Source organism: Hymenobacter montanus (assembly GCF_014699115.1).
Taxonomy (GTDB): domain Bacteria; phylum Bacteroidota; class Bacteroidia; order Cytophagales; family Hymenobacteraceae; genus Hymenobacter; species Hymenobacter montanus.
In genome coordinates, this window is sequence record NZ_JACXAD010000001.1 from 338,603 (window position 1) to 353,429 (window position 14,827).

13 protein-coding genes and 1 tRNA gene are annotated in these 14,827 nt (G+C 59.0%); 9 read left to right on the top strand and 5 right to left on the bottom strand.

Annotation, left to right across the window (positions count from 1 at the left end):
* Nucleotides 1-221 precede the first annotated feature (221 nt).
* The 5 genes from IC235_RS01325 to pth all read left to right on the top strand — a co-directional run bounded on the left by IC235_RS01325 (nucleotide 222) and on the right by pth (nucleotide 4,086).
* Nucleotides 222-294: transfer RNA gene (locus tag IC235_RS01325), tRNA-Gln, on the top strand.
* A gap of 142 nt (nucleotides 295-436) precedes the next feature.
* Nucleotides 437-1,363 (top strand): ribose-phosphate pyrophosphokinase, encoded by a 927-nt coding sequence (locus IC235_RS01330; protein WP_191003349.1) that lies wholly within the window; start codon nucleotides 437-439, stop codon nucleotides 1,361-1,363.
* Between the two features lie 213 nt (nucleotides 1,364-1,576).
* Entirely contained in the window at nucleotides 1,577-2,641 is a 1,065-nt protein-coding gene (locus IC235_RS01335; protein WP_191003350.1) for a DUF6340 family protein, read from the top strand.
* Between the two features lie 112 nt (nucleotides 2,642-2,753).
* On the top strand, nucleotides 2,754-3,326 hold the full coding sequence (locus IC235_RS01340) for a 50S ribosomal protein L25/general stress protein Ctc (protein ID WP_191003351.1): 573 nt from the start codon (nucleotides 2,754-2,756) through the stop codon (nucleotides 3,324-3,326).
* 193 nt (nucleotides 3,327-3,519) lie between these two features.
* Nucleotides 3,520-4,086 carry an aminoacyl-tRNA hydrolase gene (gene pth, locus IC235_RS01345; protein WP_191003352.1) on the top strand — a complete coding sequence of 189 codons (567 nt, stop codon included), beginning with the start codon at nucleotides 3,520-3,522 and terminating at the stop codon, nucleotides 4,084-4,086.
* A gap of 257 nt (nucleotides 4,087-4,343) precedes the next feature.
* On the opposite strand, the gene metG is transcribed toward pth, so the two are convergent.
* The gene (gene metG / locus IC235_RS01350) at nucleotides 4,344-6,386 is read right to left on the bottom strand and encodes a methionine--tRNA ligase (RefSeq protein ID WP_191003353.1); all 2,043 of its coding nucleotides are present in this window, start codon (nucleotides 6,384-6,386) and stop codon (nucleotides 4,344-4,346) included.
* A 231-nt stretch (nucleotides 6,387-6,617) separates the two neighbouring features.
* Here metG and IC235_RS01355 point away from each other — a divergent pair, with 231 nt between their 5' ends.
* Nucleotides 6,618-7,367 carry an OmpH family outer membrane protein gene (locus IC235_RS01355; RefSeq protein WP_191003354.1) on the top strand — a complete coding sequence of 250 codons (750 nt, stop codon included), beginning with the start codon at nucleotides 6,618-6,620 and terminating at the stop codon, nucleotides 7,365-7,367.
* Between the two features lie 292 nt (nucleotides 7,368-7,659).
* Here IC235_RS01355 and IC235_RS01360 read toward each other — a convergent pair whose 3' ends face one another.
* The 3 genes from IC235_RS01360 to msrB all read right to left on the bottom strand — a co-directional run bounded on the left by IC235_RS01360 (nucleotide 7,660) and on the right by msrB (nucleotide 9,590).
* Nucleotides 7,660-8,016 carry a hypothetical protein gene (locus IC235_RS01360; RefSeq protein ID WP_191003355.1) on the bottom strand — a complete coding sequence of 119 codons (357 nt, stop codon included), beginning with the start codon at nucleotides 8,014-8,016 and terminating at the stop codon, nucleotides 7,660-7,662.
* 75 nt (nucleotides 8,017-8,091) lie between these two features.
* On the bottom strand, nucleotides 8,092-8,883 hold the full coding sequence (locus IC235_RS01365) for a DUF3050 domain-containing protein (protein WP_191003356.1): 792 nt from the start codon (nucleotides 8,881-8,883) through the stop codon (nucleotides 8,092-8,094).
* Between the two features lie 161 nt (nucleotides 8,884-9,044).
* Nucleotides 9,045-9,590: a peptide-methionine (R)-S-oxide reductase MsrB gene (msrB, locus tag IC235_RS01370; RefSeq protein ID WP_191003357.1), complete on the bottom strand. Its 546-nt coding sequence runs from the start codon at nucleotides 9,588-9,590 to the stop codon at nucleotides 9,045-9,047.
* Nucleotides 9,591-9,826: 236 nt separating this feature from the next.
* Here msrB and typA point away from each other — a divergent pair, with 236 nt between their 5' ends.
* Both typA and IC235_RS01380 read left to right on the top strand, forming a co-directional pair.
* Nucleotides 9,827-11,638: a translational GTPase TypA gene (typA, locus tag IC235_RS01375; protein ID WP_191003358.1), complete on the top strand. Its 1,812-nt coding sequence runs from the start codon at nucleotides 9,827-9,829 to the stop codon at nucleotides 11,636-11,638.
* A gap of 104 nt (nucleotides 11,639-11,742) precedes the next feature.
* Nucleotides 11,743-12,261 carry a DUF6630 family protein gene (locus tag IC235_RS01380; RefSeq protein WP_191003359.1) on the top strand — a complete coding sequence of 173 codons (519 nt, stop codon included), beginning with the start codon at nucleotides 11,743-11,745 and terminating at the stop codon, nucleotides 12,259-12,261.
* 114 nt (nucleotides 12,262-12,375) lie between these two features.
* Here the strand turns inward: IC235_RS01380 and IC235_RS01385 are convergent, their stop codons facing one another.
* The gene (locus tag IC235_RS01385; protein ID WP_191003360.1) at nucleotides 12,376-13,197 is read right to left on the bottom strand and encodes a TrmH family RNA methyltransferase; all 822 of its coding nucleotides are present in this window, start codon (nucleotides 13,195-13,197) and stop codon (nucleotides 12,376-12,378) included.
* Between the two features lie 82 nt (nucleotides 13,198-13,279).
* Between IC235_RS01385 and IC235_RS01390 the strand changes: the two genes are divergently transcribed.
* Nucleotides 13,280-14,770: a sensor histidine kinase gene (locus tag IC235_RS01390; RefSeq protein ID WP_191003361.1), complete on the top strand. Its 1,491-nt coding sequence runs from the start codon at nucleotides 13,280-13,282 to the stop codon at nucleotides 14,768-14,770.
* Nucleotides 14,771-14,827 lie beyond the last annotated feature (57 nt).

A 14,827-nucleotide genomic window follows, 5' to 3' on the forward strand; every position in this document is an offset into this window, starting at 1 on the left:
TTCCAACCCCACGGAGCATAAGAGCCGGCGCGGGGCGGTTGCGGGCCGTGGGCCGCTTCAGGGGCTGAAAACCAAGCTGAAGGCGGGGTTGAGCGCTTTCGCTGTTGCGGCCGCTGCAATTTTCTTCACATTTTCTTCAGATTTTTTTCGGCAAAACCTTGCCTCGAATTTTTCCGGTAGTACATTTGCACTCCCAAACGGCACGTCGCCCGCTGGGAAACTGTCCGATGGTGTAACTGGCAACACGCTTGATTTTGATTCAAGAAAGTCCAGGTTCGAGCCCTGGTCGGACAACGACAAAGCTCGAGTAAACGCAAGGCGCTGGCTTCTCCAAGTTTCGGAGAGGTCAGCGCCTTCCGCTTTTTCCATTTAGCCTCCCGGTAACCTCAACCATTCAGCCGCCCGCGCATCAACTAATTATTCAGCACCTTCCCCAATGAAACAGGTCAAAATATTCGCTGGGAGCGCTTCCCGAGCCCTCGCCGAAAGTATTGCCGCCGCCTACGGCACCACGCTCGGCGAGCTTACCCTGCAGCGCTTCGCCGACACCGAAATGGGCCCGAGCTTCGACGAGAGCGTACGGGGCTGCGAGGTATTTCTGGTGCAGAGTACCTGCCCCCCCGCCGAGCACCTCATGGAGCTGATGCTGATGGTAGACGCCGCCAAGCGCGCCTCGGCCCACAAAGTGGTTATCGTGATGCCCTACATGGGCTACGCCCGGCAAGACCGTAAGGACAAGCCCCGGGTGAGCATCGGGGCCAAGGTGGTAGCCAACATCATCCAGAGCGTGGGCACTGACCGGCTGATGACCTGCGACCTGCACGCCGGCCAGATTCAGGGCTTCTTCGACATTCCCGTCGACCACCTCGACGGCGCTACCGTGCTGGCCCCCTACATTCGGTCGCTCAACCTCGAAAACCTGATTTTCGCCTCCCCGGACGTGGGCGGCGTGGTGCGCACCCGCGCCTTCGCCAAGAAGTTTGGGGCCGAGATTGTGGTGTGCGACAAGATGCGCGTGCGGGCCAATGAAATTGCCTCCATGCAGGTCATTGGCGACGTGAAAGGCATGGATGTGGTGTTCGTGGACGATATGGTGGACACGGCCGGCACCATTTGCAAAGCTGCCGAGCTGGTCATGGAGCGCGGAGCTAAATCGGTGCGCGCCGTGGTTACCCACCCCCTGCTCAGCGGCCCGGCCCACGACCGCATCCGGGCTTCGGCCCTCACCGAAATAATTACGACTGATACCATACCGCTGCAACAGGAAAACGACAAAATCCGCGTAATTTCGCTGGCCCCGCTATTTGCCGCGGCCATTCGCAACGTGGTCACGCACGAGAGCATCAGCTCGCTGTTCGTGTAAGCATTCGCGGCGACGCCTACCCTATTAACAAGCTGTCGACCTCGGTTGGCAGCTTGCTTTTTTGCCCGCTGCCGGATGCGGGCGCCCGGCACCAACGGTTGCTTTACCACTCCTGAGCGGCGGATTGAAGAGCAGATGCCTCCAGACAGCCTTGGCAGAGTTGGTTTGGCACGGTTTTTCAGAATACCTGGCTACCTTATACCTGCAAAAGTCATGATTAAAATCCTTTACATATCCCTAAGTGCCCTGGTGGCCCTGCTTCTGAGCGCCTGCGCCTCCACTATTCAAATTCAGGCCCTGGCTCCGGCAGCGGTGCAAATGCCCGACAACCTGCAAAGCGTGGCCACGGCCAACCGCATTATTCCCACTTCGAGCCGCAACAAGTTCTTCGATGTGCTGGAGGGCGTGTTCACCGGCGAAGGTATCGGCGTAGACCGGGCGGGGGCCGACGAGTGCGTGAACGTGGTGGGCCAGGCGCTAGCCAACAACAGCTACCGCTTTAAAGTAAAGCAGGCGCAACTCCAATTGCTGGGCCGCTCCCGCGAGTTCTTCCTGCCGCCCCTGGAGCCCCGCTACATCAAAAACCTCTGCCGCCAGAACAACGTGGATGGCCTCGTGGTGCTCGAAGCGTTCGACTCGGACATGGCCCTGAGCCACACCAACGGCTCACGCACCGTCAAGGACAAAGAAGGCCGGGAGCGCCAGATACCGACGGTGTACGTCGAGATGATTATGAAAGTGGTCACCGGCTTCCGCACCTACGGCGGCGCCGAGGGCTTCATCCTCGACCAAGCCAAGCTGGAAGACCGCCTAGCTTTCTCAGCCGAAGGCGACACCTATCAGGACGCGCTGCGCCGCCTGCCCCCTCCCGAGGAATGCATTCGGCGCGTGGCCCAGGTGGCCGGCGACCGATACGCCCGCCGCATCGCGCCGTCTTACGTCAACATAGCCCGTACTTACTTCTCCTCGGCTAAGGGCGATCCGCTGATGAAGCAGGCTGCCCTGCGGGCTGATACCCGGGATTGGAAGGGGGCCGAAGACCTCTGGAAGCAGGCCGCTCGCAACCTGAACCCCACCATCGCGGGCCGGGCCTTCTATAACCTGGCCGTGGCCAGCGAAGTACGCGGCGACTTGCCCAGCGCGGTGGAATGGGCCAAGAAATCAGCTTACACCTGCAACAACCGCCAGGCCCGGGGGTACCTAATGGTGCTGAATAACCGAATGCGGGAGCAGGAGCTGATTCGCGAGCAGCTGAAGAGCTTGCCAATCAATAATTGATTGGATGGTTTGGTAAACGGTTGGTTTTAGCAGCCTTGGGCCGTACCTTTGCGGCCCGATTGCCTCGAAACCAGTGGTAATTGGGTTATTTTTCATTCCAAAAACCACTTTTATGAAAAGCCTCGAGATTGTAGGGTTTAAAAGAGCGAATCTCGGTAAAACGGACGCCAAGGCATTGCGCCTCGACGCTCAAGTACCGTGCGTGTTATATGGCGGCAAGGACACTGTGCACTTCTCGGTGCCCGCGATCCTGTTCCGCGAATTGTTGTACACGCCGGAGGCTCACATCGTGGACCTGAACGTGGAAGGCACCCTGTACCGCGCCATTGTGCAGGACGCCCAGTTCCACCCCGTGAATGAAATGCTCCTCCACGTGGACTTCCTGGAGTTGGAAGAAGGCAAAGAGGTGAAAATGGATATCCCTGTGAAGTACGTGGGCGTATCGCCCGGCGTGTTGGCGGGTGGTAAATTGGTAAGCAAGCTGCGTAAAGTGCGCGTGCGCGCCACCATGGAAAACCTCCCCGACTACGTGGAAGTAAACATCAGCAGCATGGAGCTCGGTAAGTCTATTAAAGTAGGCAGTGTGCAGACGACCAACTACACCATCCTGACCAACGCCGACGCACCGATTGCGACCATCACCATCCCACGGGCGCTGAAGGGCGAAATGGCCGCTGGCAAGTAATAGCACGGATTTAGCCGGATTATTCGGATTTCACGGATTTTTTCTGGTTAGGACCCGGCATATTAAGAAAAGCCGCTCCAATTTTGGGGCGGCTTTTTTAATGAATGAAAAGTTTTTCTAAGGATTGCTGCCACGAAGGCACGCCGCCCAAAATAGTTCGTGCAATCCGGCTAATCCGAATTAAATCCGTGATATGAAGTTTCTGGTTCTTTGCTTGGGCAATATCGGCCCCGAATACGCCGACACCCGCCACAACATCGGCTTTATGGTGGGCGATTACCTGGCGGCTAAATTCGACGCGCCCCGCTTCGAAATTGGTCGCCACGCCTTCACGACCGAAATCAAGCATAAAGGCCACTCCTACACCCTGGTGAAGCCCACCACCTACATGAACCTGAGTGGCAAAGCGGCGGCGCACTGGCTGGCGACGCTCAAAGTGCCCGTGGAAAATATGGTGGTGGTAACCGATGACCTGGCGCTTCCCTTCGGCAAATTGCGTTTGAAAGGCAAGGGCTCGGCGGGGGGGCATAACGGGCTGAAAGATATTCAGGCTACCCTGGGCACTGATGTTTACGCCCGGCTGCGGTTTGGGGTGGATGCGAATTTCCCGAAAGGGCGGCAGGTAGATTACGTGCTCAACCCGTTTTCGGCGGATGAATTAATTGAGCTGCCTACCCGCATCGAAAAAGCCGCCGACGCTGTTTTGGCGTTCGGGGCGCTGGGGTTGGCCCGCGCGATGAACATAGTAAATGTGAGATAGCAGCTTGGCAGTTTTTACTGCAACCATCGAAAGCCCCGGCTCTGAGCAGAACCGGGGCTTTTTACTTTTAAAGCAGGTCGGGAAAGTGGTGATGGAAATAGTACCGGCGCGCGTCGGTGACGCGTAGCCGACTGGTTTTGCATCGGAGACGTGGGCAGATTACAGTGAAGAAGTGCGCTAACAACTCTTCACCGTACTCTGCCGAGGGCCGACTGCACAGGTCAACTTGCCATGTCGGCAAGCTGTAAGCAAGCCTGTTACGCGATGCTGCTGCCATTGCGGACCGGGGTGCTTGGCTGCATTAGAGCCAGGCTGCCGTCGGCGTTTTCAGCCATGAGCAGCATGCCTCGGCTTTGAATACCCTTGATTTCCCGGGGAGCCAGGTTCAGTAGTACTTGCACTTGCTGACCAATTAACGCTTCAGGAATAAAATATTCGGCAATGCCACTGACAATGGTGCGTTGCTCAAGCCCTAAATCGACGGTGAGCTTGAGGAGCTTTTTGGTTTTCGCTACTTTTTCGGCCGCCACGATGGTGCCCACGCGCAAATCCATCTGCCCGAAGTCATCGAACGAGACGTTGGCTTTGGCCGGTGTTACGGGCGTGCTGGCCAGCTGATTTTCCTTTTTGGTATCGAGTAGCTTCTGCACCTGCGCCTCCACAACGGCATCTTCAATTTTGGCGAATAGCAGGGCGGGCTCGCGCAGATCGTGGCCGATGGGCAAGGCATCGGAGCGGCCGGCACTCGCCCAGTTGCCCAGCGTCAGGTTGAGCATTGTCGCCAGCTTCTGGGCCGACTCGGGCAGGAAAGGCTCCAGGAGCGGGGCCAGGGCCGCGGCTATCTGCAAAGCCACGTGCAGCACGGTGCCGGTACGGGCCGCATCGGTTTTGATGAGGTGCCAGGGCTGGGTTTCGGCCAGGTATTTATTGCCCAGGCGCGCCAGATTTAACACTTCCGCCAGCGCATCGCGAAAGCGGTAATTTTCGATTAACTCCCCGATTTTGGTGGGAAACTCCGCCAACTGCCCGAGGGCATCGCGGTCAATCGTAGTTAATTCACCCACTGCCGGCACCTTGCCCGCAAAGAACTTATGCGTGAGCACCGCGGCCCGGTTTACGAAATTGCCGAGGGTAGCTACCAGCTCGTTGTTATTACGGGCCTGAAAATCTTTCCAGGTGAAGTCGTTATCCTTCGTCTCGGGAGCATTGGCGCACAAGACGTAGCGCAGGACGTCGGCCTGGCCGGGGAAATCGGCCAGGTATTCGTGCAGCCACACGGCCCAGTTGCGCGAGGTGCTGATTTTATCACCTTCCAGGTTAAGAAACTCATTGGCGGGCACGTTATCCGGCAGAATAAATTCGCCGTGCGCCTTCAGCATCACCGGGAAGATAATGCAATGAAAAACGATGTTATCCTTGCCGATGAAATGCACCAGCTTGGAGCCGGCATCTTTCCAATACAGTTCCCACTCGTCGGGAAAAGCTTCTTTGGTGGCCGAGATGTAGCCAATGGGCGCGTCGAACCACACGTACAACACTTTCCCCTCGGCGCCGGCCACCGGTACGGGCACTCCCCAATCGAGGTCGCGCGTCACGGCCCGCGGGTGCAGGCCCTGGTCGATCCAGGATTTGCACTGGCCGTACACGTTGGTTTTCCAATCGTTTTTATGGCCTTCCACTATCCATTCGCGCAGCCAGGGCTCGTACTGGTCGAGGGGCAGAAACCAGTGCTTGGTGTCGCGCAGCACGGGGTGGGCCCCGCTGAGCATGCTGCGCGGATTAATTAACTCCGTCGGGCTCAAAGACGTGCCGCAACGCTCGCACTGGTCGCCATACGCGTTTTCGTTGCCGCAATTCGGGCAAGTGCCCACAATGTACCGATCGGCCAGAAACTGCTGGGCCTGCTCGTCGAAGTACTGCTGGGTGGTTTGCTCGACGAACTGGCCGGCATTATTCAGTTTGGTGAAAAAACCGCTGGAAACCTCGGCGTGGGTGGCCGAAGAGGTCCGTGAATACACGTCGAACGACACGTTGAAGTCCCGGAAGGAATCGCGAATCAGGGCGTGATATTTATCGACTACCTGCTGCGGCTTGACGCCTTCTTTTTGGGCCCGAATGGTAATCGGAACGCCGTGTTCGTCGGACCCGCAGATGAATTTTACGTCACGACCCGCCGAACGCAGGTAACGTACATAAATATCGGCGGGTAAATAAACGCCCGCCAGATGTCCGATATGAACCGGGCCATTAGCATAGGGCAAGGCGGCAGTAACTGTGTAGCGCTTAGGAAGAAACGACATGCTAAACAAAGAAAAGAAGTAGTAAACGCGCTCCTGCTTTTTGATAAGAAGCAAGGGCGGCTACGGGGCTAGACAAAGGAACGACAGAAAGAAGCACCGAATTAAATCGGCAAAAAATCGAGTAAAGCGTTTGGCAGTTAATTCGTTTTATATTTGAGCGCAACTAATTAAATATCATCGCGCGAAAAGTAGTATCACACCTTTTTTACTCTTCAACAACCATTATCCCACATGAAAAAACCTACTTCCCCGCCCAAAACGGAAAAGCCCGCAAAACGCACACCGGAAGAAAAGGCAACCCGCAAGTCAGCGAAAAAAGCTGATCGCGCCGCCTCGGATCTAAACGATGACCGCGCCGAAAAAAAGGCTAGCCAGAAGAAGACCCTCAAAACCGCCGCTAAGCAGTTGCAAAAAGAGTTAAACAACCGCATGAACGAAGTGGTGACTCGCATCCGCAAAGAAACGAAGGCGAAGTTGAAGGAAGTAGTGAAAGAGGCGACGCGCCGCCTCGACAGCGATACCGAGCGCATGTTCGAACAGGCCCTGCAAACCATTGTGCGGCACTACGACTCCATAACGGGGAGCGATAGCCGCGCAGATAACGGAAGTGCCAGCGACGGCGCAGCCACCCGTGGCCGCAAGAAAGGCCCGGCCCTGAGCAAGGACGGCTCGCCGGGCAAGGCCCGCGCCAACAGTGCTCCGGACGCTGGCAACGCCGAGGCGGATGCCTCAGCCCCCAAAACTCGCGGCCGCAAACCGGCGGCCCCGGCTTCCACCGATGCTCGTCGCGGCCCCAAGCCCGCCGGGGCTACCGCGGCGGCTAGCCCAGCCCCGGCCGCTCGCCGCGGCCCCAAGCCCGGCACGCCCGCCACGGGTGCTCGCCGCGGCCCGAAACCACGCGCCCAGGCGGCTTCGCAGCCCGCAGGCAACGACGTGCTGAATTCGGCCGGCAGCCCCGGCACTGGGGAAGTAAGCGCCTAGCTTCGCGTATCCACTAAAAGCTCCCGCGGCAAGGGCCCGCTTCCGGTTTAGCCAGGAGCGGGCTTTTTCGTTGGACGATACTTGCCTGAAAACCGGGTTTCCAGTATCTCGGGTACTCAGGGCGCGAAAAAGACAGGGCTGTACGGCACGACAGTTCACGACGTGTGACAGGCCCACCTAAAGGCCGGTGAAGGCAACCTGACAGCTACGGTGCGCTCAGGCTAACGTCGATGCCCAACTCGCTTTGCTGCCGCTACAACATTGCGTTGCGTCAACCCTGGCCTGGGCTTTCTTACGGGCGCCGTGGGTTGTCCACGGGCGGGTCGTTATTGAGGCGCTGCATGCGCGTTTCGGGCGTGGTGGTATTAGGGTCGTTGGTGTTGAGGGTTTCGATGCGCTTCTCACGGTTGATGTCGGCCGCTTGCTCGCCCAGGCGCACGCGGTTGGGGGTGGCGTCGGGTACGGCGGAGCTACTACCGGCACCGTTGCCGTTATAAATGGCGCGCCGGTCGGCATCGGTGCGCACCTGAGTAGGCGTGGCCGAGGGCGCCGAAGTTTCGGTGGTTTGCTCGGCAGCGGTGCAGGCCGACAGCAGCAGGGCGCCCAAAGCCAGTGCCGGGCCCCCGGTAGATAAGCGAATGTTCATCATGGCCAACGCGAAAAAGAGACCGGCCAGCAGAGCCGTCTGCTTCAAACGCGGGCGGGGCCCCGGGGGTTGGCGGTACTACGCCACCGAGCGACGGGGTTTGCTGGTCGAGATCCCATCCCAGAGCTCCATCCGAGCCTCCAAGCACCGAATAACTACGCGCTGGCAGTCGAGCCAGGACTCGGGGTCATCGCCGCAAAGCTCGCGTACCATCTGTTGAGCCAAGGGGGCGTGCACCTCCTCGTCGAGCTGAATATGCCGGTCGAGGTAGTAAATAAAAGTGTCGAGCTGGCCGGGAAACCGGTCGCGCAACTCCCCTACCAGTTGGCGGAACATGGCCGGAATCAGGTCTTCGCGGCCGAAAGTGAAGGCGGCGGCCACGGCGTGCGGCTTACCGGAGCGAATGATATCGAACGTGGTTTCGACGAACTGGCGCACGGAGCCGGGCACCTGAGCGGCCGTCAGGGCCTGGCTGAGGGTGCGGCCCTCGGCCAGGGCGGCCAACAGTTGGCGGATGGGCCCGGTGTCGGCGCCGCATTCCTCCATTGCGCGGAGGTACAGCTCGAAGTGGCTGACCGGCTGGCCGTTCGGGTCGACGTCGGTTTCCTCCTCCAACACTATTTCGTTGATCAGACGCCGCGTGGTCGCGTTGGCCGTCGGCACCCACGGCACCTGCACGCACGTCAGCTCGCGCTGCAAGGACTTGAGCAGCGACATAAAATCCCAAACGGCAAAAACGTGGTGCTCCATGAAACGCCGCAGGTCGGGCAGGGTCTGGATGCGGGAATAGAGGTTGTTGTTGAGCAACATCCAACGGGAGTGCGCCACTTCACGTTGCAGGTAGTCGATGGGGTCAGAGATAGCAGTCATAAAGTGTAAAATTAAATGGCAATAGTCTAACAGAATCTGATAACCTCTTATCAACGATAGTCAAGATAACACCAGAATAGTATGTAAATACGAAGAAGGCCCCTGAAATGGATTTCCAGCGGCCTTCTAATTGTGAATTTCCTAGAAAAATACCAGCTTATCTATTTCTTCTCGAATACGAGCGCGTTGCCATCCATGCAGTAGCGCTGACCGGTGGGCTTGGGGCCATCATCGAACACGTGGCCAAGGTGACCGCCGCATTTAGCGCACACTATCTCGTCGCGGCTCATCCCGAAGGTGTTGTCGGAAGCTACTTTCACGCTGTTAGCCGTAGCGGGCGCGAAGAAGCTGGGCCAGCCGGTTCCCGATTCAAATTTGGTTTCGGAGTAGAAAAGTAGATTATGGTCGGCGGCGCAGTAGTAGCTGCCGGCCGCGTGGTTGTCGTGGTATTTGCCCGTGAACGGCCGCTCCGTTCCTTTTTGCCGCAGAATGTAGAACTGTTCGGGGGTTAAGACCTTTTTCCATTCGGCCTCGGTTTTACGCACGGGGAATTCGTCCGGCTTGCCCGTTACTGGCTTGGGTTGGAAATAGGTTTTGCCCCCTACCGTACGAGTTGGAGGGGTATTCACGGCCACGTCGCGTTGCTGCGAGCAGGCGGAGTTTAGCGTAAGGACTGAGACCAAAAGCACCAGCAGAGAGACACGCATAGAGGGAGAGGTTAAGTGACGAAAGCCCAACATACGAGGGGGCCCGACGGTTCGGTCGGCGGGGTAGCCAAAAACTGCCGGGAACGTTCCGCCTCTGGTAATCAATTCAGGGCGGGCAGCCTCGCCGTACGGGGGCGGTGCAGCCCGCGTCCCGGCCGGGGGTTGGGTTAATACTTGAGTAACACCAGGCTTTGCGCCTTTTTTTCCGTACCTTTGCACCCGCAAAAACCCAACACATGGCCCAGAACATTCGGAATATTGCCATCATCGCTCACGTTGACCACGGCAAGACCACCTTGGTGGATAAAATCATCCACGCATCTAAGATTTTCGACGCGCACCAGCACTTCGACGACCTCATCCTAGACAACAACGACCTGGAGCGCGAGCGCGGCATCACCATCGTTTCCAAGAACGTATCAGTTCGGTATAAAGACGTAAAGATTAACATCATCGACACGCCTGGTCACGCTGACTTCGGCGGCGAAGTGGAGCGCGTGCTGAAGCTGGCCGATGGTGTACTGCTGCTCGTGGATGCCTTTGAAGGCGCCATGCCCCAGACCCGCTTCGTACTCGGCAAAGCCATCGACCTGGGCCTGAAGCCCATTGTGGTGGTGAACAAAGTAGACAAAGAAAACTGCCGGCCCGACGAGGTGCACGAGCAGGTGTTCGACCTGATGTTCAACCTCGGTGCCAGCGAAGACCAGCTGGACTTCGTGACCCTGTACGGCTCGTCGAAGCAGGGCTGGATGAACACCGACTGGAAAGTTAAAACCGACAATATCACCCCGCTGCTCGACGCCGTGGTGGCGTCTATTCCGCCCGCTCCAACCCTGGAAGGCACGCCGCAGATGCAGATTACCTCGCTCGACTACTCGTCGTTCGTGGGGCGTATCGCCATTGGCCGGGTACACCGCGGCACGTTGAAAGAAGGCGCGAACATGAGCTTGATGAAGGCCGACGGCAGCATCAAAAAAGTAAAAATCCGCGAGCTGCACGTTTTCGAAGGCCTGGGCCGCGTGAAAGTAAACGAGGTAAGCAGCGGCGAAATCTGCGCCGTGTCGGGCATCGAAGGCTTCGACATTGGCGACACGCTGGCCGACTTCGAAAACCCCGAAGCGCTGCCGCGCATCAGCATCGACGAGCCGACGATGAACATGCTGTTCACCATCAACAACTCGCCGTTCTTCGGCAAGGAGGGCAAGTTTGTGACTTCGCGCCACCTGCGGGACCGCCTCTTCAAAGAAACCGAGAAGAACCTTGCCCTGCGCGTGGAGGCAACCGATAAGGAAGATACCTTCCTGGTATTCGGCCGTGGCATTCTGCACTTGTCGGTTCTGATCGAAACCATGCGCCGCGAAGGCTACGAGCTCCAGGTAGGCCAGCCCCAGGTGCTGTTCAAGGAAGACGAGAATGGCAAGCGCCTCGAACCGGTGGAGCTGCTGGTAGTGGACGTGCCCGAGGAATCGGCGGGCAAGGTGATTGAGCTGGTGAGCATGCGCAAAGGCGAAATGACTATCATGGAGCCCAAGGGTGACTTGCAGCACCTGGAGTTCAACATCCCGTCGCGCGGCCTCATTGGCCTGCGCAACAACGTGCTGACGGCTACGGGCGGCGAGGCCATCATGAACCACCGCTTCATTGGTTACGAGGAGCACAAGGGGCCCATTCCGGGCCGCATCGCGGGTTCGCTGATTTCGCTGGAAACGGGCCCCGGTACTGCCTACACCATCGATAAGATGCAGGACCGCGGCTCATTCTTTGTGGACCCGGGGGAGGAAGTGTACGCGGGCCAGGTTATCGGCGAGCACACCCGCCCGAACGACTTGACCATCAACATTCAGAAGGGCAAGAAGCTAACGAACATGCGGGCTTCGGGCTCGGACGACAACGTCAAGATTGTGCCTAAGCGCCAGTTCTCGCTGGAGGAAGCCATGGAATACATCCAGAAGGATGAGTACCTGGAGGTAACGCCGAAATCGGTGCGCATGCGCAAGATTCTGCTCGACGAAAACGAGCGGCTACGCTACGCCAAGCAGGCTGATTAAGTCCGGTCTTCGCCAGATTCCACGGATTATTTGTAAGAAGGGTGCGACTTTGGTCGCGCCCTTTTTTGTGGGCATCTCTCTATTTTTAAGCTCTTTTTCTCCGTATGAACTCAGTATTGCTAAAGGAGTTTGTTCAGTTCTTCACCCTCACGGACGCGGCGGCTACTGAGCGCATAAGTGAGCGGCTGAGACTGGGGCTTCGCGACCCGGCCGCCTACCAGGAGCAGTTTGCGGAAGAGTTAGGGGAGCGCGGCATTGTAGCTGAGCTACCGCCCCAGGAACTGCGCGACATTGCCCTGATTGACGCCCTGCTGGCGGAAGACTTGGCCTGGGAAAGCGACTGGAAGGACACGGCCGCGGATATGGCCGAGGGCCTGAACGAAATCCTAAGCTGTCAAAACCGCCCCCACCCTCTGCGGCCGAGCGCGCTGGGCCGTGGACGCGGGGAACCCGGCCCCGAACAGCTCGACACCGTGCAGGACGCTTTGGAGGCGCAGGGCCTGGCTCTTGTGCTATTTACGCTCGATAGCGACTCGTACCCATTGAGCATAGTAGCCGATGAGCAGGCGGAAAACCTACGGCAAAGCGCCCGGGAGCTGGGATTCGGAGTGACGGTTTACTGAGCGAAACGCTGGCTCGGTGCAACTGCAAGAAGGCTAATAATCCCGGCCCTGATGCATCCTGTTTGCCTCCTACCCGGCAGTTGTGCCGCACCTAGCCGTGCGCCAGCGGCAGTGCTATTGCCGCTGGCGCACGGCCTCAAAGGTGAGGACCGCCGTAGCCACGCTCACGTTGAGCGAGTCGATGCGGCCGCGCATGGGTACGATAATGGTTTCGTCGCAGGCCGCCCGCAGCTGCGGAGTGAGCCCATCGGCCTCGGTGCCCATGACCAAGGCCGTGGGGCCGCGAAAATCGCAGTCGGTGTACGTCCGGGCCCCGAGAGCCAGGGCGGCGGCGTAGGAACGAATGCCCTTAGCGCCCAAAAAATCCAGAATATCGGCCACCGGCGCCGCTACCGTGGGCACGGTGAATACGCAGCCAATGCTGGCCCGGATGACGTTAGGGTTAAACAAATCGGTACGCGGGTCGCCGATGAGCACGGCATCGACCGGGGCGGCATCGGCAGTGCGGAGGATGGCGCCGAGGTTGCCGGGCTTTTCCACGGCTTCGAGCACGATAACCAGCGGGTTGGGCGGCAGGTGCAGGCCGGACAGAGTGCGAGTGGGGATGCGCAGCACGGCCAGCAGCCCGTCGGAGCCCTCGCGGTAGGCTACTTTCTCGAAAACGGCGCGGCTGACCTCGAACCACTCGGGCGCGGTCGGGCTGGCGGAAAGTAAGTGGGGCAGGGCAGCAAGACCGGTTGCGCCGGCCAGTTCGGGGCAGGTAAACAGGGTGGCTACGGCCAAGCCGGCCTCCACGGCAATGGTCAGCTCGCGCAGGCCTTCGACCAAGGTCAGCCCCAGGCTGCGACGCTCGGCCGGTTTTTGCTGGAGACGCAGCAGTTGCTTGATGCGGGGGTTTTGGGGGCTGCTGAGGCGGTCGGAGGGAGCAAACGGCATGGGCGCAAAGATACCGGTGGGGCGGCGGGCCCCAACGGTAGCCAGGGCTCCCGCGCAGGGTGGTCCATTACCTTCGCGGGCGATGAAATCAAGAATTGACCCTAAAATTATTGCCGGGTTTGCCCTGGCCATTGGCATCTTGCTCCTCACCGCCGCGGCGTCGTTTTGGAGCGTCCGGGGCCTGAGTGTGCAAACCGAGCGGGTAGAGCACACCTACCAGGTATTGCAGGAAGCCGAAAGCATCACCGCCGCGCTGAAAGATGCCCAGGCGGGCACCCGGGGCTACCTGCTCACCGGCGACACCGCCTACCTGCGGCCCTACAGCATTGCCATCGGCCAGCTACCGGCCAGCCTGGAGCGCATTCAGTCCTTGACAGTCGATAACCTCGTTCAACGGGCCCGCCTCGACTCGTTGCGCCTGCTGGTGGAGCAGGAATTTCGCATTCTGAGGCCCCTCACGGAGGTTAATAAATCCATGGGCCAGGCGGCCATGCAAACCCTGCTCGATACCGACCGCCAAACCCTGCGCCAGGTCCGACTCCTCTACGACCGCATCAAAAGCAGTGAGATGGCGCTGCTAGCCCAGCGGAGCGCCCTGCAAAACGTATTTGAGCAAGCCACGCCCGTTGTAGTCCTGCTATCGGCGGTGCTGGCGGTGCTGATTGTGGTGTTGCTCGTCGTAAAAATCACGAAAGAGCTGGCCGATAACCGCCGCTTGCAAGGCGAGCTGGCCGACATCAACGCGACCGTGAGCCGGCGCATCGCGCAAATTCGGGAGCTGGCCGAGCAAGTAGTCCAAGGCGACTACACGGTGAAAATTACCGATTTCAACGACGACAACATCGGCGGCCTGGCCATGTCGCTCAACCGCATGACCCAGACCCTGGATGCCAGCTTCGGGGCCCTGGAAAAACGCAACCAGGAGCTCGACCAGTTTGCCTACGTGGCTTCGCACGATTTAAAGGCCCCCCTGCGCGGCGTAACCACCATTGTGAAGTGGATTGAGGAGGAGCTCGCGGCCGAGCTGTCGCCCCAGCTCCGCACGTACCTCGACCAAATGAAGGGCCGCCTCAGCCGGCTCGAAGACCTGATAAACGGCTTGCTCGCCTACGCCCGGGTGGGTCGCACTGCCCAGCCCACCGAAACCGTGGACGTGGCCCAGCTACTGGCCGAAGTAGCCGAGCTGGTGGTGCCCCCGGATTTCTCACTCGCGGTAGGGCCCAACATGCCGACGCTCCTAACGGATCGGCTGGGGTTGCAGCAGGTGTTTACCAACCTGCTCAGCAACGCCGTGAAGTACCACCAGCGCGGGGCCGGTAACTTGGCAGTGACTTGCCAGGACGAAGGCTCCCACTACGAATTCCGGGTGCAGGACGACGGCCCGGGCATCGCGCCGGAGTATCACCAAAAGATTTTTTTGCTGTTTCAAACGCTGCGGGACCGCCACACGGCCGAGAGCACGGGAATTGGCCTAAGTATTGTTCAGAAAATAATAAACGAGCACCAAGGCACCATTCGCGTTGAGTCGAGTCCGGGCCAGGGTGCTGGCTTTATCTTTACCTGGCCCAAGTGAGGTTGCGCGTCTGTTATTCAGAAGCAGGCCCTAGCTACGGTAAAAACGGGCCCAGAC

Bases quoted from the DNA above. Each gene is read 5' to 3' on its own strand.
- IC235_RS01330 (WP_191003349.1), top strand. From the start codon at position 437: ATGAAACAGGTCAAAATATTCGCTGGGAGCGCTTCCCGAGCCCTCGCC.
- IC235_RS01335 (WP_191003350.1), top strand. From the start codon at position 1,577: ATGATTAAAATCCTTTACATATCCCTAAGTGCCCTGGTGGCCCTGCTT.
- IC235_RS01340 (WP_191003351.1), top strand. From the start codon at position 2,754: ATGAAAAGCCTCGAGATTGTAGGGTTTAAAAGAGCGAATCTCGGTAAA.
- pth (WP_191003352.1), top strand. From the start codon at position 3,520: ATGAAGTTTCTGGTTCTTTGCTTGGGCAATATCGGCCCCGAATACGCC.
- metG (WP_191003353.1), bottom strand. From the start codon at position 6,386: ATGTCGTTTCTTCCTAAGCGCTACACAGTTACTGCCGCCTTGCCCTAT.
- IC235_RS01355 (WP_191003354.1), top strand. From the start codon at position 6,618: ATGAAAAAACCTACTTCCCCGCCCAAAACGGAAAAGCCCGCAAAACGC.
- IC235_RS01360 (WP_191003355.1), bottom strand. From the start codon at position 8,016: ATGATGAACATTCGCTTATCTACCGGGGGCCCGGCACTGGCTTTGGGC.
- IC235_RS01365 (WP_191003356.1), bottom strand. From the start codon at position 8,883: ATGACTGCTATCTCTGACCCCATCGACTACCTGCAACGTGAAGTGGCG.
- msrB (WP_191003357.1), bottom strand. From the start codon at position 9,590: ATGCGTGTCTCTCTGCTGGTGCTTTTGGTCTCAGTCCTTACGCTAAAC.
- typA (WP_191003358.1), top strand. From the start codon at position 9,827: ATGGCCCAGAACATTCGGAATATTGCCATCATCGCTCACGTTGACCAC.
- IC235_RS01380 (WP_191003359.1), top strand. From the start codon at position 11,743: ATGAACTCAGTATTGCTAAAGGAGTTTGTTCAGTTCTTCACCCTCACG.
- IC235_RS01385 (WP_191003360.1), bottom strand. From the start codon at position 13,197: ATGCCGTTTGCTCCCTCCGACCGCCTCAGCAGCCCCCAAAACCCCCGC.
- IC235_RS01390 (WP_191003361.1), top strand. From the start codon at position 13,280: ATGAAATCAAGAATTGACCCTAAAATTATTGCCGGGTTTGCCCTGGCC.